General features: G+C 45.2%; 23 protein-coding genes. 8 read left to right on the top strand and 15 right to left on the bottom strand.

Going from position 1 to position 26672, the window contains the following annotated elements:
• Window position 1: 1 nt before the first annotated feature.
• The 5 genes from VC28_RS02370 (at window position 2) to VC28_RS02350 (ending at window position 6069) form a co-directional block, all read left to right on the top strand.
• Window positions 2-964, top strand: coding sequence for a glycosyltransferase family 2 protein (locus VC28_RS02370; RefSeq protein ID WP_049629239.1), 963 nt, complete (start codon window positions 2-4; stop codon window positions 962-964).
• A 38-nt stretch (window positions 965-1002) separates the two neighbouring features.
• A complete protein-coding gene (locus tag VC28_RS02365; RefSeq protein ID WP_049629238.1) occupies window positions 1003-2943 on the top strand; it encodes an NPCBM/NEW2 domain-containing protein in 1941 nt (646 codons plus the stop codon).
• Between the two features lie 12 nt (window positions 2944-2955).
• A complete protein-coding gene (locus VC28_RS02360) occupies window positions 2956-3678 on the top strand; it encodes a glycosyltransferase family 2 protein (protein ID WP_049629237.1) in 723 nt (240 codons plus the stop codon).
• On the top strand, window positions 3675-4067 hold the full coding sequence (locus tag VC28_RS02355) for a DUF2304 domain-containing protein (protein WP_049629236.1): 393 nt from the start codon (window positions 3675-3677) through the stop codon (window positions 4065-4067). Before VC28_RS02360 ends, VC28_RS02355 begins: the two co-directional genes overlap by 4 nt.
• A 166-nt stretch (window positions 4068-4233) precedes the next feature.
• Window positions 4234-6069 (top strand): hypothetical protein, encoded by a 1836-nt coding sequence (locus VC28_RS02350; protein WP_049629235.1) that lies wholly within the window; start codon window positions 4234-4236, stop codon window positions 6067-6069.
• 6 nt (window positions 6070-6075) lie between these two features.
• Here the strand turns inward: VC28_RS02350 and VC28_RS02345 are convergent, their stop codons facing one another.
• The 3 genes from VC28_RS02345 to VC28_RS02335 form a co-directional block, all read right to left on the bottom strand.
• Entirely contained in the window at window positions 6076-7464 is a 1389-nt protein-coding gene (locus tag VC28_RS02345) for an MATE family efflux transporter (protein WP_049629234.1), read from the bottom strand.
• A gap of 80 nt (window positions 7465-7544) precedes the next feature.
• Window positions 7545-10040 carry an ABC transporter permease gene (locus tag VC28_RS02340; protein ID WP_049629233.1) on the bottom strand — a complete coding sequence of 832 codons (2496 nt, stop codon included), beginning with the start codon at window positions 10038-10040 and terminating at the stop codon, window positions 7545-7547.
• Between the two features lie 3 nt (window positions 10041-10043).
• On the bottom strand, window positions 10044-10736 hold the full coding sequence (locus tag VC28_RS02335) for an ABC transporter ATP-binding protein (RefSeq protein ID WP_304413530.1): 693 nt from the start codon (window positions 10734-10736) through the stop codon (window positions 10044-10046).
• A gap of 112 nt (window positions 10737-10848) precedes the next feature.
• On the opposite strand from VC28_RS02335, the gene VC28_RS02330 reads away from it, so the two are divergent.
• Complete coding sequence (locus VC28_RS02330; RefSeq protein ID WP_082191372.1) at window positions 10849-11469, top strand: arylesterase; 621 nt, start codon at window positions 10849-10851, stop codon at window positions 11467-11469.
• 22 nt (window positions 11470-11491) lie between these two features.
• Here VC28_RS02330 and recJ read toward each other — a convergent pair whose 3' ends face one another.
• From recJ to VC28_RS02280, 10 genes are all read right to left on the bottom strand, one after another.
• A complete protein-coding gene (gene recJ / locus VC28_RS02325; protein WP_049629232.1) occupies window positions 11492-13225 on the bottom strand; it encodes a single-stranded-DNA-specific exonuclease RecJ in 1734 nt (577 codons plus the stop codon).
• A 153-nt stretch (window positions 13226-13378) separates the two neighbouring features.
• Complete coding sequence (gene thrC, locus VC28_RS02320; RefSeq protein ID WP_049629231.1) at window positions 13379-14776, bottom strand: threonine synthase; 1398 nt, start codon at window positions 14774-14776, stop codon at window positions 13379-13381.
• A 50-nt stretch (window positions 14777-14826) separates the two neighbouring features.
• Window positions 14827-16131, bottom strand: coding sequence for a homoserine dehydrogenase (locus VC28_RS02315; RefSeq protein ID WP_049629230.1), 1305 nt, complete (start codon window positions 16129-16131; stop codon window positions 14827-14829).
• A gap of 143 nt (window positions 16132-16274) precedes the next feature.
• Entirely contained in the window at window positions 16275-17075 is an 801-nt protein-coding gene (locus VC28_RS02310; protein WP_049629229.1) for a DsbC family protein, read from the bottom strand.
• Window positions 17076-17116: 41 nt separating this feature from the next.
• Complete coding sequence (gene xerD, locus VC28_RS02305) at window positions 17117-18043, bottom strand: site-specific tyrosine recombinase XerD (protein ID WP_049629228.1); 927 nt, start codon at window positions 18041-18043, stop codon at window positions 17117-17119.
• Between the two features lie 169 nt (window positions 18044-18212).
• Window positions 18213-18563 (bottom strand): 50S ribosomal protein L19, encoded by a 351-nt coding sequence (gene rplS, locus VC28_RS02300; RefSeq protein ID WP_049629227.1) that lies wholly within the window; start codon window positions 18561-18563, stop codon window positions 18213-18215.
• 9 nt (window positions 18564-18572) lie between these two features.
• A complete protein-coding gene (gene trmD / locus VC28_RS02295) occupies window positions 18573-19346 on the bottom strand; it encodes a tRNA (guanosine(37)-N1)-methyltransferase TrmD (protein WP_197085474.1) in 774 nt (257 codons plus the stop codon).
• 72 nt (window positions 19347-19418) lie between these two features.
• Window positions 19419-19958 (bottom strand): ribosome maturation factor RimM, encoded by a 540-nt coding sequence (rimM, locus tag VC28_RS02290; protein WP_082191371.1) that lies wholly within the window; start codon window positions 19956-19958, stop codon window positions 19419-19421.
• Between the two features lie 29 nt (window positions 19959-19987).
• Window positions 19988-20236 carry a 30S ribosomal protein S16 gene (rpsP, locus tag VC28_RS02285; RefSeq protein ID WP_049629225.1) on the bottom strand — a complete coding sequence of 83 codons (249 nt, stop codon included), beginning with the start codon at window positions 20234-20236 and terminating at the stop codon, window positions 19988-19990.
• A gap of 223 nt (window positions 20237-20459) precedes the next feature.
• Window positions 20460-22370, bottom strand: a complete 1911-nt coding sequence (locus VC28_RS02280; protein WP_049629224.1) for a beta-ketoacyl synthase — start codon at window positions 22368-22370, stop codon at window positions 20460-20462.
• Between the two features lie 131 nt (window positions 22371-22501).
• Here VC28_RS02280 and VC28_RS02275 point away from each other — a divergent pair, with 131 nt between their 5' ends.
• Together VC28_RS02275 and VC28_RS19460 are read left to right on the top strand one after the other, a co-directional pair.
• Window positions 22502-23506, top strand: a complete 1005-nt coding sequence (locus tag VC28_RS02275; protein WP_049632100.1) for a GlxA family transcriptional regulator — start codon at window positions 22502-22504, stop codon at window positions 23504-23506.
• Between the two features lie 94 nt (window positions 23507-23600).
• Window positions 23601-24808 (top strand): IS3 family transposase gene (locus VC28_RS19460; protein ID WP_156184249.1). Its coding sequence is split into 2 segments (ribosomal slippage): window positions 23601-23943 and window positions 23943-24808, totalling 1209 coding nucleotides; the frame shifts between segments, so codons are not numbered across the junction.
• A gap of 59 nt (window positions 24809-24867) precedes the next feature.
• Here the strand turns inward: VC28_RS19460 and VC28_RS02260 are convergent.
• On the bottom strand, window positions 24868-25350 hold the full coding sequence (locus VC28_RS02260; RefSeq protein WP_049629223.1) for an Hsp20 family protein: 483 nt from the start codon (window positions 25348-25350) through the stop codon (window positions 24868-24870).
• Between the two features lie 157 nt (window positions 25351-25507).
• Window positions 25508-26419: a TIGR01777 family oxidoreductase gene (locus tag VC28_RS02255; protein WP_049629222.1), complete on the bottom strand. Its 912-nt coding sequence runs from the start codon at window positions 26417-26419 to the stop codon at window positions 25508-25510.
• Between the last annotated feature and the right edge of the window lie 253 nt (window positions 26420-26672).

The raw sequence follows: 26672 nt of genomic DNA, 5'->3' as shown, positions 1-26672 counted from the left end.
AATGACATCAACAATTCCATCGCTTGCCGTTGTTATTCCCTGTTACAACGAAGAAGAGATGTTGCCCAAAACATTGGCGACCATGCTATCACTGCGCGAATCCATGATAGCCAAAGGAAAAATTAATGAAGCATCCAAAATTTATTTGGTCGATGATGGTAGCAAAGATAAAACCTGGAAAATTCTCGCCCAAGCAGCAGCTGAAAATAGTGCACTGGTAGCGATTAAACTGTCGCGAAATAAAGGTCATCAGAATGCGCTTTATGCCGGTCTTTGCACCACTACGGAAGACATCACAGTAAGTATCGACGCAGACCTACAAGATGACCCGCAGAATATTGAAGCAATGGTCGATGAATACCTCAAAGGTAACGATGTTGTATATGGAGTCAGGTCAGCACGCCATACAGATACATTTTTCAAACGCTTCACCGCTGAAGGTTACTATCATGTGATGAAAAAAATGGGAGTCGATCTGGTGTTCAACCATGCCGACTTTCGTCTACTGTCACGTCGCGCATTAGAGTCTTTAAAAGAATACGATGAATCCAATTTGTTCTTGCGCGGAATTGTGCGCGAAGTTGGCTACCCATCGAGTATTGTGGAATACGAACGCCAAGCGCGCGAAGCAGGAGAAAGCAAATATCCATTGAAAAAAATGCTCTCTTTTGCATGGAAAGGAATTACTGCATTCTCTACTGCTCCGCTTCGCATGATCACATGGTTAGGTCTGCTTTCAGGATTTGCATCGTTTGCGCTAATTGCTTGGGTTTTGGCGGTACGTCTACTGACCGATAACGCAACACCTGGCTGGGCCTCTGTTTTACTTCCTTTATTATTTATCGGCAGTGTGCAATTGATTTGCTTGGGAATTATTGGCGAATATTTGTCAAAAATTTACGAAGAAGTGAAGCGTCGCCCTAAATTTCATATCAGCGATATTGTTAACCGAAGTAATAAATAGACGACCACATTTACCAATAAAAGGTTGCATAAAATAAAATGAATAATTCAACTGATGCTACTGACGAAGTCAAAACACACTCGCAATTGGCTGATACCACAGCAGCACTTACACCAGAAACTCCACAACCTGCTATTACGTTTCCGGAAATCAAACCGCTGGCATTAGGTGAAGCCAATAGCAACCGTTATATCCTGCATAGCTATATCGTTCTGGCCATTACAGCCAATTTTTTGTTGTTATTTTTAAAAGGATACAGCCAAGATCTTGGCTATTGGCAAGATTGGGTTCGACAGCTGTCAACCACTGGTTACGATGGTTTTAATGGTAACTACCCTCCGTTTTACATTCATTGGCTATATATAGTTGGGCAATTCTATAACGTTGCAGGCATACCACTTGAGCATAATAATTTTTTAAAGTTTCTTACCCAATTACCAGTTAACGCTTTTCATTGCCTGCTGGTTGTTTTAGTACATAGTCAATTACAGCGCTTTCGTAGCCCGCGTCATCTCACTCACACTATCTTATTATTTACAGCGATTAACCCTGCCATTTTGGTGAATGGCCCTATTTGGGGTCAGGTTGATTTGATTCCTGCCACAATGGTGTTCTGTGCTCTCCTGCTCACCACTTATCAACGTTATGCATATCTTGCCATTCCTGTTTTTGCGTTGTCGTTATTGACCAAATTTCAAATGATTGCATTTGCACCTGTATTTGGTTTTCTTTTTTTCTGTAATATCGGGAAAAATATTCTAGGTATTTTTATTTCTTTATTGGTTGGCGCTCTTGTTTTTATGCCATCAATTTTAGCTGGTCACTTCTGGCAGTCTGTCAGTCAAGCTTATATCGACACACTTGGCCAATATCCGATGACAACCTTTAATGCTGCCAATATCTGGATATTATTAACAGGAAATGTTGCACCAGACAGCATCATCTTATTTGGTGTGGCAGCTGATTCTGTATTTGCCACAATATTTACCGCCAAATATTTTGGCATGTTATTGTTTTCTTTAACGGCTCTGGCTGTGTTTTTCCAAGGAATACATTTTTTCATTAAAAACGGATCGCAAATTAGTGGTCGTCAATTGTTATCGCAAGCATTTTTTTCAGCTACGATTTGTGCATTAGCTTTTTTTGCATTATTGCCTGCAATGCACGAACGCTATCTCTTCCCCGCTGTCGTGATGGCACTTGCATACAGTGCAGTAACACAACAAAAGCTATTGTATCCGATAGTTATCAGCCTGCTCTGCAGCTTGAATATGTTGATCATCCTTGAGATCAACGGCTCGGACATATGGTTCGGACTCGCATGGGGGACAATGGCGTTGCTTTTGATAGCAATTATCGACCTCCTCATAAATGGAAAAGCATTTCATTGGCTTAAAAAAATAGCGCTTTTTACACTGAAAATTCCCATTGTTTCTTTATGGTTTTTTTTGTTAACCACAGTATTAATGACTAAATGCTTTTTTGATCGATTCCATATTCACGAGATCGAACTGGCAGAAAATCAAATATTTTTGACCGCGCTCCCGTTGGTTTACGCCAGACAAGATCACGGCACAATGGCCTTGAATCGTAGCTTCGATGGTAACCATCTTTCTATCGCTAACCGTCGTTACGCCCAAGGCATAGGCACACATGCCAGCTCTGACATTCAATATCAACTACCGCCAGATGCAGCAGAGTTCAGTTTTATCGCTGCCTTGGATGATGAGGTGGGAACATCCGATGTTCAATTTTCTGTATGGGGTGATGACAAACTGCTGTGGGAGTCGCCGCCCATTTTTGGTTACGAGCGAACTATTCCTGTGACCACAATCGATGTTCGGAACGTACAGAAACTAACACTAAAAGTAGCCCCCCTTAAAGATGACAAATGGGACCATGCCAACTGGGTAAATACTGTGATTACAATTACCCCAAAAGTAACCAATCAAGAACAAGCTGCACCTGTTAGCGAGTAAAGGTGAGATTTTATGCGTGAGCGAATTTTAATAATTATCCCTGCTTACAACGAAGAAAAAAATATTCGCAAGGTTATTCAGTCATTGAAAAATGCGAATCCAGACTACGAATGTCTGGTTGTCAATGATGGTTCCAAAGATGATACACAGCGCGAAGCGGAAGCAAATGGATTAGCCACTGTTATTCAACTGCCTGCCAATCTTGGCATCGGTGGCGCAGTGCAAACAGGGTTTAAGTACGCATTCTATAAGGATTTTGATTATGCTATTCAGTTTGATGGTGATGGACAACACCTTGCCAGTGAAATTCCTAAAATTTTAGCTCCGCTACAACAAAATCAAAGTGATGCCTGTATAGGCTCCCGCTTTGTTGAAAAAACACAAGGATTCCAATCTACATTTATGCGCCGCGTGGGCATCCGTATTTTTGAGTTAATGAATAGAGTTTTAATCCGAAAAAAAATTACAGATAGTACATCTGGTTTTCGTGCTTACAACAAGCAAGCTATAGCATTTCTTGCCTCCAACTATCCCACTGATTACCCCGAGCCCGAAACTATTATTTTGCTAGGCAAAAATGATTTCCGCATTCAGGAAGTGTCTGTAGAGATGGTAGAGCGGCAAGGTGGAGAATCTTCTATATCGGGGCTCAAATCAGCGCACTATATGATCAAGGTAATCTTGGCGATGGTCATGACATCCCAACGGCAAAAAATTCGCAGGAGTTCGTTATGATTAATACTTTATGGACAAGCCTACTCGAAAACCGCATCCAGCTTTTTTCCATTACCGGCAGCCTGATATTATTTTTATTTATACTCCGGTTAGTAAAACGCAAAAAGTTAAAAGAAGAATACTCGTTGTTATGGATCGGCTTCGGCTTTATTTTTATTTTATTGTCTCTCTTTAAACCATTACTTGAAGTGGTGGCAGATATTCTTGGCATATTATACGCACCCGCTGCACTATTGTTGCTATTGGTTATCTCCGTGTTTTTTATACTCATCCAATTTTCAATCGTTATATCAAAACTCGCCGAAAGCAATAAAAATTTGATTCAGGAAGTAGGTATTCTCAAGGCCGAGCTTAAAAAACTACAAACCTTAGCTAAGGACAAAGAATAAAATGAAACGCCTGCTAGTAGGATTAGTAAAATCAAAAACGTTGTATTTGCTCGTAGTAAGCATAGGTCTTTTAGTATTTCTTTTACAAAACATACAGCCCTCTTTTTCTAACTTTTCGTTGACGACTCCGTCAGGACAAGTGCAGCCCATTGCGGAACCTGGATTTATGCAATCCAACGAGAGCGGGATTTATCGCCTAACTGGAACACTGACCTTAGGTACATACACCAGCACTTTACTGCGCATTATTCCTGATGATGAGATTTACTCGCTGATAATTAACCAACGACCAGTAGATATCAGCATGATTCCGCTCCATGAGCGACGCGATTACAGCAAAGGTTTTACTTACGAGCTGAAAGATTTTCTTCAGCCAGGTGATAACCAAATAGAAGTTCATTACATGGATCAGGGAGGCCTTATGGGAATAGTCATCAGTGCCGAAACCAGCCCTCGCATCACACTGTTTGCTTATATTTTGTTTACTGTCATCGCATTATTATTAGCAATAAAAATTGCAAACCTCTGTAAATTGAGCACACCCCTTAAGGTGCTTTTCATCGGTGCATTGCTGATTCGGTTGGCGTACTTCTCAGTGACACCTGCTGATGTGCGGGAACATGATTTGGGAGATCATATCGGGTTCACTGAATATCTTACCCAACACTGGGCTCCACCGCCTGTTGATTACGCTGTAGGTGGTGCATTTTTTCACCCTCCACTTTACTACTATACGGGCGCTATTGTTTACAAAGCGACACAGTTGTTCGAACCCAATAATAAAGTCGTTATTTATCGCATCCAACAGGTGCTTGTTCTGGTTTATTCAATGGGGTTTGTATTGTTTGGATTGCTAATTCTTAACGAATTATTAAATCTCTATCGCAGACCACAAGATTCATTAGACACGCACGCACAAGAAGCACAAGAAGTACAAGAAGTACAAGAAGTACAAGAAGTACAAGAAGTACAAGAAGTACAAGAAGTACAAGAAGTACAAGAAGTACAAGAAGTACAAGAAGTACAAGAAAAATCTGGTCTTTTATCCCGTGCGTATCAATCGTTTATCAACGACAAACTCCTGTGGGTTATCGGCGCACTCTTCGCATTCTGGCCTGTCGCTATTATTCATTCTGTGCGGATTGGAAACGATCCACTACTTTACTGCCTCTATGCCGCGAGTCTTTACTACATTATTCGCTGGTATAGACACGATAAGAAGCGTGATCTGATGATCGCCAGTATTATCGGAGCAGCCGCTATTATTACCAAAGCAAACGGAGAAATCCTGATTGCTGTATTGGGTGTTATTGGCCTCTATAAAATGATCAAAAGCCAGCAATGGGCAATGTACACCAAGATGGCGATACTTCCTTGCATCATCATGGTTACTGCTGTCGGAATTACCGTTGGACCTGCGTTAATACTCAAGCTGGAAGGCAAGCGTGATAAGTTGTATATCGATAATATCGATGGACTCTCACACGCCAATCTCGTAGGCAACACCGCTTCTAATTATTTTTGGTTTGATGCCAAAATTTTCATCACTGAACCGTTTACTGATCCTTATGATGACCGCATGGGGCGTCAATTTTTTTGGAATTATCTCGGCAAAACAGGGTTATTCGGCGAGTTCAAATATCCGGCACCATTATCAATCAACACTGCAGTTGCGAGTAGCTTCCTCGCTGTGCTGATGTTTATTTATATGCTCGCTGGTATTTATTACATGCTGAAAGACGATTTTAAACGGATGGCTCCCATTTTACTGTCCGGTTTCTTTTTGTGGGCGGGCGTAACCTATATGCGGATGACATTCCCAGCCAATATCGATTTCCGTTACATAGTGCCAATATTAATAACTTTTTGTGCACTTTATGCGGTGAGTATTATTAAATTCCAACAGTCTGGTGCAACGCGCATGGCAAACATAGGGCTGACTATGTCTGCGTTGTTTACCTTGTCTGGTATTTTATTTATTACTGGAGTCGTCACTCACTAACAGTAATCATTTATTAACAGGAACCCGCGCCTCGCGCGCGGCCACTCCTGTGTACAGCCATTTGCCTTGCTTCCACCTCCAGCGTTTTATCAACGCACGAATAAATTCATCCATTACCGCTGCAATTAATAACCCATAGAGACCAAGGCCAAAAGGAATCGCCAGCACATAGGCAACAGGAACAGAGAAAAGCCAAATTACGCCGATGCTGGATATTGATGTAAACGCCGCATCACCAGTGCACCGTAAAGCGCTTCCGACAATAATATTAACGGTGCGCCAAGGCTCAGCCAAAAAGCTCAATAAAAATGCCCATAGCCCGATCGCAATAACCTCAGGATCACTGCTGAATAATGCCAATATTTGCTGATTGAATAGCAACCACATCAATGCCAAAGCGGTTGTGCCTATTAGTGAAGTCTTTAAGCTTTGCTTAAGCTGCACATTTACCAGATCAAATTCTTTGCGACCCACACGCTGGGCAATAATTGCTTCTGTCGCCATCCCAATGGCAATCGAAATCATCAAACAAAACAAGAATGTATTGTATGCGTAGACTTTAACCTTCAATGCAAGATCACCCACCTCTGCCGCAATCCAATTCAATGCAATCATATAAGCCTGAAAAGACATTGGCTCTAGAATAGAGGGAGCCGCAATCATAATAATGGGTGTCATCAACAGGGAAAAATTTTTCCATCCTTCGCGTAAAGGAATATGGATATGTAATTTAAAGTGCACCACTGTCATCACAAACAATAAACTGGCTGCAGCTGAAATAATACTGGCAATGGCAACACCAACAACGCCTGTTGGTGGAATACCCATAAACCCGTACACGGCAATAAAATTACCCATCACATTCGTGACAAACAAAATAATGTTGCTATAGGTGTTCCATTGCGGCTCACCATAAATATTCAAAATGGTTTGATAAATAACACGGCAACCCCACAGCGCCACCATCCAACCAATAACAGATAAATAGGTACGCGCATGCTGTTCTACTTCACTACTAAGTGACATAGCAGAAGCAATAGACGGGCCGCCGTAATTAACGGCAAATGCCGCAATCAGCGCGAGTATCACAACAAAAATCGTATATGCCGCAATCGTCGCGTTTCCACGCTCATAATCATTAGCACCAATTCTCTGGCTCGCGATACTGGCACCTGCAAATGCACTGACAATCAAAAATGCGTTGGCGACAAACACCAATGGCGTGATCGCACCAACCGCTGCAGCTGCACTATCGGAAATGCGGCTGAGGAAATACATATCAACTAAAGGGATCGTGTAGGTCACTGCCTGATCAAGAAACATAGGGCGGCTCATGCCCCACAGCCCTTTATCAAGCACACGACTTTGCGGTACCGGTTTACGTACTGAACTCATAAATATGCAATGCGAAAAGAGAAGGGATAACCATCGGGTGCCAATTCAAACCTGAATTCACACCCGAGGAATTGGCAAGATCAGGCTGCCTCGCGTAGCACTACTGCAGGAGGAGTAGTCACTACATGCCGACAACCCATATAGCCTAGCGCAGAAACAAAAATAGCGCCGCTCACAGGGGAAAGTATCCAAAATAGGTAATGTGGTTGGATAGGTGTTTCAAGTACAAAGGTTTGCAAGCTGATAAGCAGGATTTCAGTTCCTATAATGGCGATTAGTCCGGCCAGAAAACCGAGAATCGCAAATTCCACGCAAATGCTGCCCACAATTAACTGGCGAGAACTTCCCAACGCACGCAACAATCCTGCTTGTTGCTTACGAGCAGCAATACTTCCCATTACTGCGGCGAATAGCACCAGACAGCCGCCAATTAACGTAAGCCACAACACCAGTAAAACACCATCGCTTACTTGATTCACGATTGAGCGTATTTGCTCAATAATTCGATCCAATTCCATTAGCAAAATCGTTGGATGGTCATGCAGCAACGTATTGATAAATGATTTTTGCGAAGCGGGTAAATAGATGCTGGTAATGTAGGTGGGTGAGTAGGCATCCAAAGAACCCGGCTCGAAAATAAAAAAGAAATTAGGTCTCATGCTGCGCCAGTCCAAACTGCGAAAGCTGGCAACTTGGGCATGCATTTCCAATCCACCGAATGAAAATTGTAATTTGTCACCCAATTTCAAACCAATTTCTTTCGCGGTTTCCACTTCTACCGATACGCCGGGAAGATCAGCTGCGCCGCGTTGCCATTGGCCCCACCACACACCTTCCAGAATTTTATTATCGGCCGCCAAATTTTCTGCCCAGGTTACGTTTAACTCACGACGCAATGCGTTACTTGTCGTGCGTTGTTCCTCTGTTGTCTCTACGTCATTGATATGTGTCAAGCGGGCGCGCATCATCGGATAAATGGGTTCAGGGCGTATGTTGGCATCCTGCAACAGTGTTTTTACTTGTGGCAATTCATCAGGCGGAATATTTACCAGAAAATGATTGGGTGCATCATCAGGCACCTGCACTCTCCACTCTTCGATTAATGAAGTGCGAACAATGGTCAGCGTAAATAGCAGCATGATGGCAATTGAAAATACTAAAATCTGGATAAGGCTCTGACCACGATTACGCTGCAAATTGGCAAACGCCAAACGCCAGAATCCCCCCAGGTTTACAGCCCAACGTCGGCTCAACATCAACAACCCATATGCGACAATAAAGGTAGTTGCAATAACAGCCAGCAGCGCGCCGCTGATACTAAGGGCAAGTTCAAGATCGCGACCAAATAAAACAACCAACGTTAGTACCGCAAACAATGCAAGTGAAGCTTGTGTCCACACATGGGTTGTATTGACTGCCAGTTCACGACGCAAAATTTTCAGTGGTGGGACAGTTGGCAAATACCAAAGCGCTGGCAGCGCAAAAAAAACCAGACACATCAGGCCACTAAAAAAACTCAACGCGTAAGGATAAATGCCCGCAGCACCTAGTCGGATTTGATAGGCCTCTTGCAAACTGATTGCAATCATCTGTTGCAAAAAATAACCTAGTACTAACCCCAAGAGTGATGCAATCGCACCGAGAAAAAAGAGCTGTGTGAAATACAGAGTGCGAATACGGGTAGCACTTGCCCCCAAACTTTTCATTAATGCTACTTGATCGGTATGACGGCCAGAAAACTGCCGCGCGGCAATTGCAATTGCAACACCCGATAACAGAACTGCTATCACTGCCGATAACAATAAAAATTGTTTGCTGGTTTTTAGTGTGCGCCCAACACGCTCTTGTGCGGAATCGATATCCACCAATCGTTGATGCTTATTTAACTGGGGCTTCAGCTGCTCAATAAATTCTTTTAGCTGCTGGGTATTATCGCTTGCGACCAACCATTGGTAATCAACGCGGCTACCCGGTTGCACTACTTGGGTTTTTAGTAAATCTGCAATGTTCATGATGAGACGAGCGCCCGTCATACTAAATGGACTCGCGCTGTCTGGTTCACGAATCAATACATGTGTGATTGTTAATTCGTACTCACCCACTGCGACCTTATCGCCTAACTTGACACTTAAAAGCGGCAAAAGTCGTGAATCAACCCATACCTCTCCGGGGGCCGGAATCGCTTTAGCAATTTCGATATCGCTGGTGTTGATTGCAAATGGCACACGGCTGATTTCAAATTGCCCACGTAAGGGGTAGCCATTATCAACAGCTTTGACGGATGCAAGATGCATTTCATCGCCAGCAAACACCATGGAAGAAAAAAGTACTGCCTGGGTTTGGCGTATTTGTTCTTGCTCGGCAGCGATGCTCCAATCGTTATTATGCGGCTGGGAACCTCGTACAATATAATCCGCACCCAATACACTGTTACTTTCACTGATTAATGTCGATTCCAGTCTGCCGGTAAAAATGGCTATTCCACTCAGCACTGATACCGCCAAAACAAGTGACAGCCCAAGCAGCCTTAACTCACCACTGCGCCAATTGCGTTTTAATAATTGGATTGCCAGCATGCATTACTCCCTGCGCGATACAATCGCGCCCGCTGCAATTTCAATACGCCGTTGACATAACTGCGCAAGACGTTCTTCATGCGTAATCAAAATCAACGTCGTGCCCTGTGCGCGATTTAATTCAAATAATAATTCGATAATACGTGCACCTGTTGTTGAATCCAGATTGCCGGTTGGTTCATCGGCAAACAAAATTCGCGGCTCGCTCGCGAAGGCACGGGCAATTGCTACGCGCTGCTGCTCACCACCCGATAGTTGCTGGGGATAATGATGCAAGCGCGCATCCAGCCCGACACGCTGTAAAAATTCTTTTGCTTTCTGCTGGGCAGCTTTATTGCCACGCAGTTCCAATGGCAACATGACATTCTCCAAAGCAGTCAGGCCAGGCAACAATTGGAATGATTGGAAAATAAAACCGACATTCTGTGCACGCACTGCCGCCCGCCCCTCTTCATCCAGCTGCGACAAATTAGTGCCATTTAAAATAACATCACCACTTGAGGGAACATCCAGACCGGCAAGTATTCCAAGTAGGGTGGATTTACCAGAACCTGACGCACCGGTAATCGCCAAAGATTCCCCCGCATTAACAGACAGGGATATAGGGTGCAGGATAAGTAATTCCCCTTCCTGAGTGGGAACCCGTTTTGTAACCGCATTAGCCTCTACCATCAGGGTTAATGAAGCACTACCCAATGGGGAGATTTGACTGGCGGGCGAAGAGACTTGACTGGAAAGCGCAGACATATTTGATTAACCTGTGGCAGATTGATGAAGACCATTCTATTGGCAGAGGATTTTGTTAACCATGCAAAAATTGCACATTTACGTGTTTTTACTCCTGACGTTTGTCACCAATGTTGTGTTGGCACAAACAGCCCCCGCTAAAATTTTGATTATGGGGGACAGCTTAAGTGCAGGTTACGGGATTGATATTCAACAAGGTTGGGTTAATTTGCTCGAAGCTGAATTGAAAAAAAACTACGACATCAAAATGATTAATGCGAGCGTCAGTGGTGAAACCAGTTCGGGCGGAAAAGCGCGCCTACCCGCATTACTTGAAGAACACAAACCGGATATTGTTGTACTGGAATTGGGCGGCAATGATGGCTTAAGGGGTCAGCCTCTAAAGCTGCTGGAAAATAATTTACAATCGATGATAGATGCCAGCAAAACCGCCGGAGCAACTGTGATACTAGCCGGCATGCAAATTCCGCCCAATTATGGCTCACGTTATAGCAATCAATTTAAAGCCTTATACGTAAGCTTGGCAGAAAAAAATCAGACTGGATTAATTCCTTTTTTGCTGGAAGGTATTGGAGGCAAATCTGAACTTATGCAGCGCGACGGAATCCATCCTACCGCCGAAGCACAGTCCCTTATCGTGAATAACGTGTTACCTGAAATTAAAAAGGCATTACAGCCTTGAATTTGATTTATCAACAAGCCGCTTAATTAAGTGGCTCAAGATACTCCACCATTAATTGCAAATTGGTATTACCGCGAAACTCATTAACATCCAATTTATAAGCGACACGTACACGCTGGATATTAGGATTAGGCCACACGTCGGTATCTACATTAAACGCAATGGCATCGACAAGCTGCTGTCCTTTTTCATCTATCGCAAGCGTCATCTTTAAATGTTTTTCTCCCACTTTACGCTGCTGCAACAAAAAAAACTCGCCATCAAACAATGGTTCTGGAAAATGCTGACCCCAAGGGCCCGCCTCACGCAATTGTACCGCCAACTGCAATGACAATTCTTGTGCTGCTAATTCGCCATCACTAATAACCACGGCTTGTAAATCAGTTGCGGTTAACTGGCGGCGCACCTCTTCATCAAACGCTTGCGCAAATGCAGCAAAATTGTCACGCATTAAACTCATACCAGCAGCCATGGCGTGGCCACCAAATTTTTGTAGCAAATGAGGATATCGCGCCGCTATGGCATCCAGTGCATCGCGGATATGAAAACCAGGGACAGAGCGAGCGGAACCTTTAATCTCACCATCACCCACATCAGCAAATACAATCGTGGGGCGGTGATATTTATCTTTAATACGCGATGCAAGAATACCAATCACCCCCTGATGCCAGGTTTCATCAAAAAGACAAACGCCCCAGGGTAAACTTTCCTCATCGGCTTGCAACGTCTTTTGCAACATCGACATTGCTTCTTGCTGCATACCGGATTCGATTGCTTTGCGATCACGGTTTAAATCATCCAGTTGTGCCGCCATTTCGCGTGCGAGATTTTCACTCTCACACAGCAGACACTGAATTCCGAGCGACATATCATCCAATCGTCCTGCTGCATTTAAACGCGGCCCGAGTGCAAAACCAAAATCATTTGCCACTAATTTATGTGCTTGCTTACCTGCAACCTCCAACATCGCTTTAATACCAGGACGACAGCGTCCTGCACGAATACGCTCCAAACCTTGCGCAACTAAAATGCGGTTGTTGTGATCCAGTGGCACTACATCGGCAACCGTGCCTAATGCAACCAAGTCAAGAAAGCTCGCCATATTTGGCTCCGGAATTCCGTTTTCTTCGAACCAACCGATCTGACGCAATTCGGCACGCAGGGCATTCATCACATAAAAAATCACACCAACGCCCGCAAGATTTTTACTGGGGAACTCGCATCCGGGCTGGTTGGGATTCACTATCGCATCGGCATCAGGCAGTTCTGCTCCAGGTAAATGGTGATCGGTAACAACAACAGCAATTCCTAATTCACGCGCAGCATTCACACCTTCGATACTTGAGATACCATTATCGACTGTGATGATGATATCGGGTTGTTGTGCGGCAGCGACGGCGACAATTTCCGGTGTTAATCCATACCCATACTCAAACCGGTTAGGCACTAAAAAATCAACATTAGATAATCCCATCGCACGCAATGCCAACACGGCTAGCGCACTGCTGGTTGCGCCGTCTGCATCAAAATCACCAACAATCATTACCTTTGCTTGTGCAACTACAGCATCAGCCAACAAACTCACCGCTTCCGGCAAGCCTTTAAAATGGGGTTTTGCCAAGTGTGCCAATTGATACTGCAATTCACGCCCGTGTTGTACCCCACGCGCCGAGTAAATCCTCTGTAACAATGGATGAAGTGACTGATCAAATTGTACGAGTGCAGAGAGCTGGCGACGAAGAATAGTTTTTTGCATAGTTGTCTATAACTGTAAAGTTTTCAAAAAAACCGACGCGATTTTTTCAACAGTAGATATATTTTTCTAACCGATAGTTATATCTGTATAAAACAGGAAAATAAAAAAAGCCGCACTGGAATTACCCATGCGGCTTTTTTATATCACCACAATTTACTTGCGCACATTAGCTGCAACGAATTGCTGCACTTTGACCAAATCTTGCGGCAATACAGTGTAGCGCTCTTCACGCTCGAACAAATCTTTCATGTGATGAGGCAACTCAGGATCAGCATCTTGCCCTGCTTTGCGCACCGCTTCCGGGAATTTTGCCGGATGAGCTGTAGCCAACACAACCATCGGAATATCCTGACGGCGGCGAGTTTTACGCGCGGCATCTACGCCAATGGCAGTATGTGGGTCAAGTAAATATTCCGTGCGATCAAATACCTCACGAATCACATCAATAGTGACTTCATCACTTACACCGTGGCTGGTGAACAACTCACGCGCACGCGCCAACGCAGACTCTTTCAACGTCATACTACCTGACTTGAAATCCTCCATCAGCTGACGAATAGCAGCACCATCGCGATCATATAAATCGAACAACATACGCTCAAAGTTGCTGGATACCATAATATCCATACTCGGAGACAAGGTGTGTTGCAACTGGTGCTTGCTGTGGTCGTTGCTGCTAATGCAGCGATGCAGAATGTCATTGCTGTTGGTTGCAATTACTAATTGGTCAACAGGTAACCCCATTTTCTTCGCAAGATAGCCCGCAAAAATATCACCAAAATTGCCCGTAGGAACAGAAAATGCGATTGGACGATGCGGAGCACCCAACGCCAAGCCAGCGTAAAAATAATAAACGATCTGAGCCATAATGCGCGCCCAGTTAATCGAATTCACTGCAACCAATTGACGACCTTCGGGCAAGAAAGATTGATCACCAAAGCTTGCCTTCACCATGTTTTGGCAATCATCAAAGTTACCTTCAAGTGCGATATTAAATACATTCGGTGCAAGCACTGTTGTCATTTGGCGACGCTGCACATTCGATACGCGATTGTTCGGGTGCATGATGAAAATATCGATGTTATCGCAGCGGCGGCAGCCTTCAATCGCTGCAGAGCCGGTATCGCCAGAGGTTGCTCCCATTACAACAACTTTTTGATTGCGCTTTTTCAACAAATGATCAAGCAAGTGCCCAAGAAACTGCAACGCAAAATCTTTGAACGCGAGCGTTGGCCCCTGGAATAACTCAAGAATCCACTCGTTGTGTGCAGTTTGCACCAGCGGCGCTATAGCATCATGACGGAACGTTGAATAAGCATCTGCAATAATTTTTTTGAACTCGTCATCACTGATTGCACCAGCGACAAAGGGTTTCATCACATTGAATGCGAGCTCTTGGTATGACAGCCCAGCCCAGGATGCAATTTCTTCTTTAGAAAAGCTCGGCAGGGTTTCAGGTACGTACAAGCCACCATCAGGTGCGAGGCCTGTGAGCACGACCTCTTCAAAACTCAGCGCAGGCGCTTGGCCACGAGTACTTATATATTTCACAATAATTAACCTTTAAAAAAAATGTCGTTGCAATGTTTCTGCTCGCGCAATTATTTCAATGCTTCAACACGAATACGTTGCACAGAACCCGTTACTGAATCCAAAGCCTCAATACTACGGATTGCAGCGATCAGCTTTTTATCCTGAACTTTATTAGTTAACAAAATCAACGGAACCGTCGTTTCGCCTTCGTTCGCTTCTTTCTGGATCATCGCTTCAATACTGATCCCGGAATCACTCAAGATAGTGGCAATTTTGGACAGGACACCAGGCTTGTCTTGCGCTGACATACGTAAATAATTCGCAGTCTCTACCTCTTCAATCGACAGAATCGGTTGTGCAGAAACAAAATCCGCACCAAACCCTAAGTAAGGAACGCGATGCTCGGGCGATGCAGTTAACGTTCGTGCCACATCAACAATATCACCTACAATTGATGAACCCGTAGGCTCTGCACCTGCACCTGCACCGTAGTACATGGTCGCACCTACGGCATCGCCTTTTACCAATACCGCATTCATCACACCATCAACATTCGCTATCAAGCGTTTCTCAGGAATGAGCGTTGGATGGACACGTAACTCGATACCTTTTTCGGTACGGCGCGCAATACCCAAATTCTTGATGCGGTAACCCAGCTCTTCTGCATAAGTCACATCTTCTGTGGCAATTTTGGTAATGCCCTCAGTAAAGACTTTGTTGATCTCAAGTGGGATGCCAAACGCCAATGAAGCAAGAATCACCAGTTTGTGCGCAGCATCGATACCCTCAACATCAAATGTTGGGTCAGCTTCGGCATACCCTAAAGCCTGGGCTTCTGCCAGAACATCTTCGAATGAGCGACCTTTATCACGCATTTCGGTAAGGATGAAGTTACCGGTACCATTGATAATACCTGCCAGCCACTCAATTTTATTGGCCGCCAAACCCTCACGAATCGCTTTAATAATAGGAATACCGCCAGCAACTGCTGCCTCAAACGCGACGGTCACGCCTTTCGCTTTTGCCGCAGCAAAAATTTCATTTCCGTGGTGGGCAATCAGCGCTTTGTTGGCAGTAATGATGTGCTTGCCATTTTCAATGGCTTTAAGGATCAGATCTTTAGCAACCGTGGTACCGCCCATCACTTCAACCAACACATCAACTTCAGGATTGTTAGCAACATCAAACACATCACGGGTAACGTTATATTGTGAGGTGTCACAATTGGGGTTGTCACGACGCGCACCAATTTGCACGATGGTGATGTCACATCCGGCGCGGGCATCAATCAGCGCCTTGTTGCGCGTGAGAATATTAACTGTACCGCTGCCTACGGTGCCCAGACCGCAGATACCAATTCTTACCGGATTCAAGGTGGATTCCTCGTCAAATGCTAGTGAAATTTACGCCAATACCAAAAAAGACGGCCACCATACTCATGGTGGCCGTCAGTGTCAATTGCGCTATTGGGATGCTATCCAATATCAAAAAACATCACCGAAAATAGCCTTATAAATCAGATACCCAAGTTTTTTGCCAGATCCTCAGGAGGCATATAACCGGGTACCAATTTACCATCCGGCAAGAATAATGCCGGAGTTCCGCTAACCCCCAATTGGCCGCCCAACTGGAACTGTGCTGCCACTGGATTTTCGCAGGTAGCGCTTGGAACGGATTGGTCAGATTTAAGCTTGGTCATCGCATCTTGTTTGTCCTTGGCACACCAAGTCGAGATCAATTTGTCGGCTGATGGACTGGGGATACCTGCGCGAGGATAAGCCAAATAGCGGATCTCAATACCCAAGTCATTGTAACCAGGCTTGGTTTGGCCGCCCTCTTCATAGGCATGCATTTGGCTGTGAAGCTTGCGACAGTAACCGCAATCGATATCGGTGAAAACGTAGACAACCGCCTTGGTTTTACCTTTTGGCTTGAAATTAATACTGCTTTTTCCATCCAGAGAAGCGAGCGCCTTTTTACGCTCCTCTACAACGTAAGGGTCTTCAATTTTAGAAAACCCGGTAGAGTCAATGCCAAAAATCTCACCAGCAATAAATTTATCCCCCTCGGGAGTGACGAACAGAACAGGACCGCCTGGTACTTGAACTTGGTACAACCCTTTAATCACTGAAGGGCGAGGCTGACCAAAATTAATATCGGGGCGGGCTTTGCGCAAGTTTTCAAGGATAGTATCTTCAACTGATTTGCGCTTAAGCAAGTCACCCGACTGTGAAAATGCATGGGGCGCTGACAGGGATGCCACCAATAAGAACCCTGTAAAGGTGACGCAACCAAGTGCTTTTAGTGTTTTTATCATGATCTAATCTCTTGCAGGTTGATAATGAAATCATTAATTAACTAGCCGCGGGGATGATGTAGCTGATGCTGCTGCTTCATCCGTAGATTGGCTACATGGGTGTAAATCTGGGTTGTCGATAAATCACTATGCCCTAACAACAACTGTACCACACGCAAATCTGCACCATGATTCAACAGATGCGTCGCAAAGGCGTGACGCAATGTGTGGGGAGACAATTGTTTTTTTATACCAGCTACCATAGCCCAATGCTTGATACGGTACCAAAATGTCTGTCGCGTCATAGGTTGGCCTCGATTGCTGGGAAATACTACCTCATCTGGAAGATTATTCAGCAATACAGGTCGCGCTTCACGAAGATAGCGTGCAAGCCAAGCTGCCGCCTCCTCGCCCATTGGAATCAATCTTTCCTTGCTACCCTTCCCCACCACGCGAATCACGTTTTGCCGTAAATTGATCTGGGGCATGTTTAGTTCAACTAATTCCGAAACACGCAAACCACAGGCGTAAAGAACTTCTAACATGGTGCGGTCACGCAGCCCCAGCGGGTCGGATAAATCCGGTGCCGCAAGCAGAGCTTCGACATCGAACTCACTCAAAGATTTCGGCAAAGAACGCGATAATTTGGGATTTTCCACAAGTGCTACAGGGCTTTCAGAAATACGACCCTCACGCAACAAATATCGGTAAAAACCACGCACACAGGAAAGGAAACGAGCAGATGTTCGGCTGGACAGCTTTTGTTGTAACCGAAAATCAAGATAGGTTTGCAGTAATACTGCATCTGCGGAAATTAGCTTTCGCTTCTGTGCAGCGACCCACCCGGCAAATTGCTCTAAATCACGACGATAGGATTCCTGCGTATTATCACTCAACCCCTTTTCCATCCAGATATTGTCGAGATATTCGTTTATTAAAAAAATATCTTCACTCAACGGCTCCAGACAAGAAGGATTTGCATTCAACATACAGGGAACCAAAAAATAAAAAGGTAAAAATCAATAAGACAAAATTAGATATTCGACTTTAGTCATTAGCACCATTGATATCAACTAAAACGCAGGGGCTTAAATACAAAAAGCCGAAGTGGGTAACCACTTCGGCTTTTCAGAAAAGAACAAGGCTATTAGCCTAACCTTATACCAATTTTTCTTTAATACGAGCAGCCTTACCAGTAAGGTCACGCAGGTAGTAAAGTTTTGCTTGACGCACATCACCACGACGCTTGAGAACAACGCTCTCGATCAGCGGGCTGTGGGTTTGAAACGTACGCTCAACACCAACACCATGAGAAATCTTGCGCACAGTGAAAGCAGAATTCAAACCACGGTTACGAATAGCAATTACAACACCTTCGTAAGCCTGTACGCGCTCACGATCACCTTCTTTTACCTTCACGTTTACAATAACAGTGTCGCCCGGTGAAAATTCGGTAACGCTTGCTTTCAGTTGTTCGTTTTCCAACGCCTGAATAATTGGATTAGTCATTGATATCTCCTAAGAGTCTATAGCTTCACAGCTAGAGTTTGTCGTATCAAGGTCACGACGATATTCCGTCAACAGCTTCTGCTGCTCCTCGGTTAAATTTATCGCTTGCAATAAATCCGGCCTTCTAAGCCAGGTTCGCCCTAACGCTTGTTTCAAGCGCCAGCGCCGAATAAGTTCATGGTTACCGGACATTAATACATCCGGAACGCGCATCCCTTCAAAATCCTCTGGACGGGTATAATGGGGACAATCCAACAAACCATCCGTAAATGAATCCTGTTCTGCCGACAACGCGTGCCCGAGAGCACCCGGAATCAGCCGCGTTACCGCATCGATCAGCACCATTGCTGGCAACTCACCGCCACTTAACACGTAATCACCAATTGACCACTCTTCATCGATGACAGTTTGCAGTAAGCGCTCATCAATTCCTTCGTATCGACCAGCTACTAACACCATGTTGCCACAAGTAGCTAATTCACCAACACCCGCTTGATTCAGTGTTCGCCCTTGCGGGGACAAATAAATAACTTTTGCATCATTACCCGTCCATGCTTTAGCTTCTGCTATTGCATCGCGCAGCGGCTGCACCATCATCACCATCCCAGGGCCGCCACCAAAGGGACGGTCATCTACTGTTGAATGACGATCATGAGCAAAATCGCGCGGAGTTATTGCTTTCAACTCCACCAAACCTTGTTTGATTGCACGACTGGTTATCCCAAAACCGGCAATCGCGTTAAACATGTCAGGGAAAATGGAAACAACCGCAATTTTAAGCAATTGACGATCACTCCTCTCGCCTCACAGCGCTTACGCCAAATAAGTGAGCTTTAAACTTTTTATTTTTAAAGCTTAAAACTCGGGATCCCAATCCACCAGCATTTCACCAGCGTCGAGATCAACTGACAGTACAAACTGTTCAGGAACATAAGGTATTAAACGCTCACGCCGATCAATACTTTCTGCATCCGCAGCAACGACAAGCACGTCATTTGCACCAGTTTCCATCAATTTAGAAATCACACCAAGACGTTGACGCTCACCGCCATCGAACTGCGTAAATACAACCAAGCCCTCAAGTTGACTCCAGTAGTATTCGCCGTCATCCAATTCTGGTAACAGCTCGCGCTCAACAGCAATATCAGCTGCAGTGTACTGAGCAGCCAAGTCGCGATCATCAACACCTACGATGTGCGCAACAAATGCATCTCCGTGCGGGCGAGCATCATCTATCTCAATTTTTTTGACACCATGCTTGGTTTTGATGAACCAAGGATGGTACTCAAATAAATTTTCTTCTGGATCGGTGTAGGAATGAACTTTCACCCATCCTTTCACACCATAAACAGCGGTAATTCGCCCGACGTTAACTAAATTGGATTCCGCAGACATCAGGCGCCTTTACTGTTTCAAACAGACAATTAAGCTGCTTTTTTGCTTTCTTTAACCAGTTGCTCAACGCGCTCAGACAACTGTGCACCTTGACCAACCCAGTGTTGCAGACGGTCAGTATCAACACGCAGGCGCTCTTCTTGACCGCGAGCAACTGGATTGAAGAAACCGATACGCTCGATGAAGCGGCCATTACGGGCACTGCGGCTGTTGGTTACGGTCAGATGATAGAACGGGCGCTTTTTAGAGCCACCACGTGACAGACGAATAGTTACCATTGAGGTCTTCTTCCTGTATTTACTTATGGGGAAAGCCATCATTTCCAGTTAGAAAATCGACTTTCATGTTAAAAAATTATGAGTCGCATAATTAGCTATGCGAAAGGCGCGGTATTCTAAGGGAAAGATAACGCTTTGTATAGTTAGAAAACTCTTAAACCCAACTATAGCCCCAACAACTGAAAAGAAGGTGGGGCTGTTATTACCACACTAATCTACGCAGTTAATTGCACATGTCTGCATAACGGTTGGCAAACACAAGATCTACCGCTTGCACAAAGCCTGGCAAATTGACATGTTCACAATCTACCTTAATTAGGCTCTCATCAATCAAACCTTCACCAAAATGGTATATGGTGGAGAAATTACCTTGCAAGGCAGCCCGATCATAAGCTGTCGCCACAGTCCGGACATCTTTCCGCTTGTCATCATAGCTGGCATACGCAGCCTCCCCATAACGACGCTGCAGCATTGACTCAACTACATGCGGTGCAAACACGCTCGCAGTTGCATTATTTCCACCAAACCCCTTGGAGTTCAGGAATGCAACATCCAATGGCTGCCTGCACAATTGATCACTGGTAGATATTTGCAAGCGCTCTGCGAACACATCATCCGCTACTTTATCGATTGTTTTAATACCCGGAATTATTCCGTACTTGAATATGCCGAGACTGGCGATCAGCTGCTCGCCACTGGCTGCCGAGAGGGAATGCCCAACATATGCCTTGACCGCAGCGACCGGCCAACCCGTGATACCGAAAACTTGTGCGATCTGATCAAATATTTGCGATTCAGTCACCCTGTTTTGCGGCGTACTGGAGCCATGAGCCTGAATCATCGAGCGCTTGCAAACAGATTCATCCCCAAGGATTGCCCGTGCCGATGCAACAGCTTTGGCCATGGTGATGTAGTTACCTGGCCCTGGTGCCGAAATTGACTTTTTGAACCCATCTGCGTTGATGAAAACATCGCCTATCGCACCATGAACATCAGCTCCAAGCTCGATAACCAATGCATCATCCATCAACACAACGTACTGGCTAGCCTCAGCCATTGTAAAACCGGCATTTTCACCAAAAGGACGACTGGTACGACGAGGATCAGCCTCCTCAACCCCATCCAGCTTACGCAATTTCTCTTCACTCGCCAGCGCCCCCATTGTGGCGTAGCCATCAATAATTTCTGCAACAATAGGCGCTTCCGCACATCCGACCACAGCCACGCGACACTTGCCCGATGCAATATCATCGGCCGCCGCCTGCAAGTTGTATAAAAAGGATGCGCAAGCACCTGTGATTGCACCTGTTTGCCCTACACTGCCAAGAATATAGGCATTTACGAAATCAGCAGGCATGGTGTTGAGCCCAAGCGGACACTGTTTTGCACTTACGCGGGAGCCTTTTAATCGCGATTGAAGCAGGCCACCAAAGCCATTTTCATCCATTTGACTCATCACGTTGCTCGCATAGACCCCAACCTGATCAGGTCTAACCGAGTCCATTACTTGCTGCCAGTCCAAACCTGTAGACTGGATTGCATCAGATGCCCCGATAACTGCCAGTTGCAATGCGCGCGGATGATAATGAGAGTTATAAAGTGAACCGGGATTAAACCCACGTGGTAACTGCCCCGCTGATTTCACAGGAAGATCGCGATAACTATCAAACTTGACCTCCAAACCAGAAGGTGCAGTCACTCGCACACGATCTCCGTCTTCCATTGGCTCCAATTTCCAATCAGAAGGTACCGGCTCAGGCAAATCGCGCTTGCGTATCTCAAACACAAGCGGAGAGTCGCCCGCCCCCAAAGTGGCCGACTTTTGCCAGTGGGCAGCATCCACATCGAAAAAACTTTTATCAATACGACGAATGAGGGTGCCGTCAAGAACCTGACCACCGAAGCGGGTTTCAATCTCACCAAGACTAAGGATATTCCCTTCCAAATCACGATAAGCGTCATCAGCAAATACCACCAACCCCATCATAACTGCCAAACCCGCTATGGTTTCCTGGCGATCAAGCTCAGGCAAACTTTCGATCACCATACGGCGATAAGCATGATGACCTGAGCTGCGGCCGGCCGCATTAAATCCACCGAATCCCACAATAATTGGCAGGCGTGCAAGAGACATAACTAGCTCCGAAGTAACAACAACACAATATGGCCAGAAGTGTATGTGCAAACACTTGCCATGTCTCGGCCAAATTGGTCATTTTGCATGGTAAATTAGCCATACCAGGATTACCCCAAGAGCATCAAACCATGAATACCAATCCCGAAATCCGCATTCATTTTTTATTATGTGAGAGGATGCTCGCCACCAGTAGCACGCTTCCCATGGAAATGCTGCTCGCAGCTGAAAGCGCTGTTTATACAATGCTACCAATTGACCAACGACGACATTTGGATATCAAGACCATTGCATTGACTAATGACCCGATTAGCACCCGCACAGGTATTCGCTGGCAACCGGATCAATCTATTGCCGAGCGCCCCGCCAGTGACCTGATTTACATACCAGGGCTCTGGCGCAACCCTCGCCCTGTTGTTCAGCAACATAGCGAAACCCTGCGATGGCTTAGAGAACAGTATCAAAACGGCGCAATTATCAGCGCGGTGGGGACAGGCTGTTGCTTTCTGGCAGAAGCAGGATTGCTGGACAACAAAGCAGCAACCACACACTGGCATTACTTTGATCAATTCCAAAAAGACTACCCGCAGGTGCAATTAAAACGGCAATATTTTATTACCCAGGCAGGCAACCTTTACTGCGCAGCCAGTGTCAATTCACTTGCAGATTTAACTGTCCATTTCATCCAGCGTTTTTTTGGGAAAACAATTGCCAGCCATGTTGAACGGCACTTCTCGCATGAAATCCGAAAAGCATATGAAAGCAGCGGCTTTTTTGAAGCGGTAGAAAATGCCCATCCTGACGAGGAGATTACGCAAATACAAATCTGGCTGCAGGATAATTATTTTCGTGACATTGTGTTTCCACCCATTGCCGAACGCTTCGGCATGAGCGTACGAACATTCAACCGGCGATTTAAAAATGCCTTAGGAAAAACGCCGCTGGATTATTTACAGGAAATTCGTATCAACATCGCAAAGGATTTATTAAAAACCAGCAACCTCTCAATCAATGAAATTGCCGATAAAATCGGATACCAAGATACCGCTTACTTCTCAACTTTATTCAAAAGAAAACTAGCGATTACACCCAATGCTTACCGGGAAACTGTCAGGGCAAAATTATTCCGGACATAAAAAAGCCCCGGCATAAATACCAGGGCTTTTTTAATCATCTTGACTCGTCCTGAATAAAGTTGACACTTTTCTACTCTCTACTGAGGAAAGTGTTATGAATCCCGTTATTAAACGCACCCAGCGTGATTACTCTCTCGCCTTTAAATTGGCTCTTGTCGATCAAATCGAAAAAGGAGAGATGACTTATAAACAAGCCCAGTCTCGCTACGGTATACAAGGCAGATCTACAGTCTTGTGTTGGCTGCGCAAGCATGGTCAACTGGATTGGTCATTAGGTTTACCAGCAAAAGGCCTCCTCATGTCCGATAATCCTCGCCCTCAAACGCCAGAACAGCGCATCAAAGAACTGGAACAGCAGCTCGCTCTAACCCAACAAAAAGCGGATTTTTTCGAAGCGGTGGTTGATGTACTCAAGCGCGACTATGGAGTCAGCGTGGTAAAAAAGCCGCACGGAACATCATCCAAACGAAAACGTTAGCGGGTTTATCCGTTGTCCGTGGTTGCCAGCTACTCGGCATCAGTCGGCAAGCCTGGTATCAACAATGTAAGCGGGTGCGACAACGAGAAGTGCACACGCAGATACTCCTTGATGCGGTGCAGCGTGAACGTGCATTACAACCCTGCATCGGAACGCGCAAACTACAGCGCTTGTTACAACAATCCGCATTGGTTGTGGGGCGAGATCGACTGTTTGCTTTGCTGCGCGAACATCGCCTGCTGGTTCCCACCAAGCGGGCTTATCACAAAACAACGCACAGCCATCATCGCTTTCGCAAACATCCCAATCTTCTGAAGCCTGGTGAACATCAAGTGATTCCGCAACGACCAGAACATGTTTGGGTGGCTGACATTACCTATTTACCCGTGCATCAGGGCGAGGCCTATTTGAGTTTGGTGACCGATGCCTATTCGCGCAAGATTGTGGGGCATTGCGTCCATGACAATCTGAAGGCTGAGTCAGTAATCGGTGCGTATAAACAAGCACTACAGCAGCGACGCAGTGGTGATGAGCTCATCCACCATTCAGATCGGGGTATTCAGTATTGTTCAGCGCAATACCAGAAATTGCATTATCAATACGGTGTTCATTGTTCGATGACGGATGGTTACGACTGCTATCAAAATGCGCTGGCAGAGCGTGTGAATGGTATTTTGAAAAGTGAGTTTTTGATAAGGAAACCCAGGGATCTTGCAGAAGCAAAAGTGATGGTGGCCGAGTCGATTCGGATCTACAACGAACGTCGTCCGCATCTATCCCTAGAATACAAAACGCCCGATGAGGTGCATCGGGCGTTTGGATAAATCAGTGTCAACTTATTTCAGGACTGGACATCTACCTACATATCAATAAGGCATTAATATTACGCTGCATCAACATTTGAAGGCACACTTGAAGGCACAACGGTCAATTTCTCGGTTGTTTGCACTCCAATTGGAATAGTGCGCGGCTTCATAGACTCAGGGATAACTCGCTGCAGATCAATATGCAACAAACCATTTTCATAATTGGCTGATTTCACCTGAACATGGTCGGCCAGCTGGAAGCGCCGCTCGAAACTACGCGCAGCAATTCCCTGATGCAAGTAAGTGCGCTGTTGCTCATCTGCAGTTTTATTAGCAGAAACAGTCAAATGATTTTGATTAACTTCAATCGTTAATTCCGATTGATCAAAACCTGCTACGGCCATAGTGATTCGGTATTTATCCTCGCCAGTCAATTCAATATTGTAAGGGGGATAGCTGGGTTGATTTTGCTCTGCACGCGACAAGCTATCTAACAAATTTGCCATGCGATCAAAACCGATTGCAGAACGATAAAGGGGTGTGAAATCAAAATTACGCATATCAATATCCTCAAAGTGAGCAATATAAAGTGAGCGACTTATCTATTCGATCAAGCCATTAACTAAGTTAAGTTTCTGAAAAGAGTTGCGATCCTCATTCGAGCAATCACAATAACTAAGTAGGGTCACCAAATAATATTGCAAGAGGACATCAGCATTATTTTTTAAAAATCGCAGAAAATGCTTGATGAAGCTGCGGAAAATCAAACTCAAAACCCAATGACAGCGCGGCAGCTGGCATAGCTCGCTGGCTCGATAACAACAAAGCATCCGCCATTTCACCCAACAATAAGCGCAGCACAAATCCTGGCATAGGCAACAACGCTGGGCGGCGCAGACAGTCAGCCAGTGCTTTGGTGAAATGAATATTATTTACTGCCTCTGGTGCTACTGCATTGATTGCACCGAAAGCGCGGTCGTTGCGGAGCAAAAAAAGAAATAAGCGCAATACATCCAGCCGATGAATCCAGGGCATGTAATGCTGACCATCCCCCAAACGCCCACCAAGCCCTAAACGGAATGCGGGCAACATTTGCTTAAGCGCACCGCCATCGCTCTCCAATACCACACCCAGACGCACGTAACACACCCTTACATTGTGCCGCTCAAATTGTCTGGCAGCCAGTTCCCAATCAGCACACAATTGCGCTGCGAAATCACCACCTTTACTTGCAGTTTCATCAATCAATTGATCGTAACGATTGCCGTAAAAACCAACTGCACTCGCATTTAGCAACACATCAGGAAATCGCCCGGTACGCTCAAAAAACTGGTAAAGACGCTCGGTAAAGGCAATTCGACTTTCCCGGAAAGCCTTTTTGGACGACTCGCTCCAACGCCTGGAAGCAAGTGACTCTCCAGCGAGATTGATAACCGCTGAAAAACGGACATCCAGCGCCTCATCCAGCGAACCAATAATATGCACTGTTTTGCCTAATACCTTCCTGGCCTTTTCAGGATTGCGCGTCAACACCCAAACACAGTAGCCACTCTCCGACAAAAATGAACTGAGATGACGGCCTATAAATCCCGAGCCGCCTGTTATTAATACATTTTCCGCCACATTCATGTTCACGCCCCAACAGTCGTCATCCGCCGTCAATAATCCGAAAAATCATGCACATGCTAAATGGTTCTTTCTTGTGCATATTTACTGTTTGCTTACAAAAACCGATCAAGAATGAAACATTATTTCCGGGATTCACATCGTTATGCCCACTAATGCCATAAAGATATATCCAGAGATCAAAATATTATTAATAACTTCCATCAAAAACTTGATATTTACCAAGGGATAATCAATATAGTTAATAGGGCTAGGA

It is taken from the genome of Cellvibrio sp. pealriver, from assembly GCF_001183545.1.
Taxonomy (GTDB): domain Bacteria; phylum Pseudomonadota; class Gammaproteobacteria; order Pseudomonadales; family Cellvibrionaceae; genus Cellvibrio.
The sequence above is the reverse complement of the archived record's forward strand: the minus strand, read 5'-3'. Positions and strand labels throughout refer to the sequence as shown.

Bases quoted from the DNA above. Each gene is read 5' to 3' on its own strand.
- VC28_RS02370 (WP_049629239.1), top strand. From the start codon at position 2: ATGACATCAACAATTCCATCGCTTGCCGTTGTTATTCCCTGTTACAAC.
- VC28_RS02350 (WP_049629235.1), top strand. From the start codon at position 4,234: ATGCAATCCAACGAGAGCGGGATTTATCGCCTAACTGGAACACTGACC.
- VC28_RS02255 (WP_049629222.1), bottom strand. From the start codon at position 26,419: ATGAATGTGGCGGAAAATGTATTAATAACAGGCGGCTCGGGATTTATA.
- VC28_RS02280 (WP_049629224.1), bottom strand. From the start codon at position 22,370: ATGTCTCTTGCACGCCTGCCAATTATTGTGGGATTCGGTGGATTTAAT.
- VC28_RS02260 (WP_049629223.1), bottom strand. From the start codon at position 25,350: ATGCGTAATTTTGATTTCACACCCCTTTATCGTTCTGCAATCGGTTTT.
- VC28_RS02330 (WP_082191372.1), top strand. From the start codon at position 10,849: ATGCAAAAATTGCACATTTACGTGTTTTTACTCCTGACGTTTGTCACC.
- VC28_RS02365 (WP_049629238.1), top strand. From the start codon at position 1,003: ATGAATAATTCAACTGATGCTACTGACGAAGTCAAAACACACTCGCAA.
- VC28_RS02310 (WP_049629229.1), bottom strand. From the start codon at position 17,075: ATGATAAAAACACTAAAAGCACTTGGTTGCGTCACCTTTACAGGGTTC.
- VC28_RS02360 (WP_049629237.1), top strand. From the start codon at position 2,956: ATGCGTGAGCGAATTTTAATAATTATCCCTGCTTACAACGAAGAAAAA.
- recJ (WP_049629232.1), bottom strand. From the start codon at position 13,225: ATGCAAAAAACTATTCTTCGTCGCCAGCTCTCTGCACTCGTACAATTT.
- xerD (WP_049629228.1), bottom strand. From the start codon at position 18,043: ATGTTGAATGCAAATCCTTCTTGTCTGGAGCCGTTGAGTGAAGATATT.
- rimM (WP_082191371.1), bottom strand. From the start codon at position 19,958: ATGTCTGCGGAATCCAATTTAGTTAACGTCGGGCGAATTACCGCTGTT.
- rplS (WP_049629227.1), bottom strand. From the start codon at position 18,563: ATGACTAATCCAATTATTCAGGCGTTGGAAAACGAACAACTGAAAGCA.
- rpsP (WP_049629225.1), bottom strand. From the start codon at position 20,236: ATGGTAACTATTCGTCTGTCACGTGGTGGCTCTAAAAAGCGCCCGTTC.
- VC28_RS02275 (WP_049632100.1), top strand. From the start codon at position 22,502: ATGAATACCAATCCCGAAATCCGCATTCATTTTTTATTATGTGAGAGG.
- VC28_RS02345 (WP_049629234.1), bottom strand. From the start codon at position 7,464: ATGAGTTCAGTACGTAAACCGGTACCGCAAAGTCGTGTGCTTGATAAA.
- VC28_RS02355 (WP_049629236.1), top strand. From the start codon at position 3,675: ATGATTAATACTTTATGGACAAGCCTACTCGAAAACCGCATCCAGCTT.
- VC28_RS02340 (WP_049629233.1), bottom strand. From the start codon at position 10,040: ATGCTGGCAATCCAATTATTAAAACGCAATTGGCGCAGTGGTGAGTTA.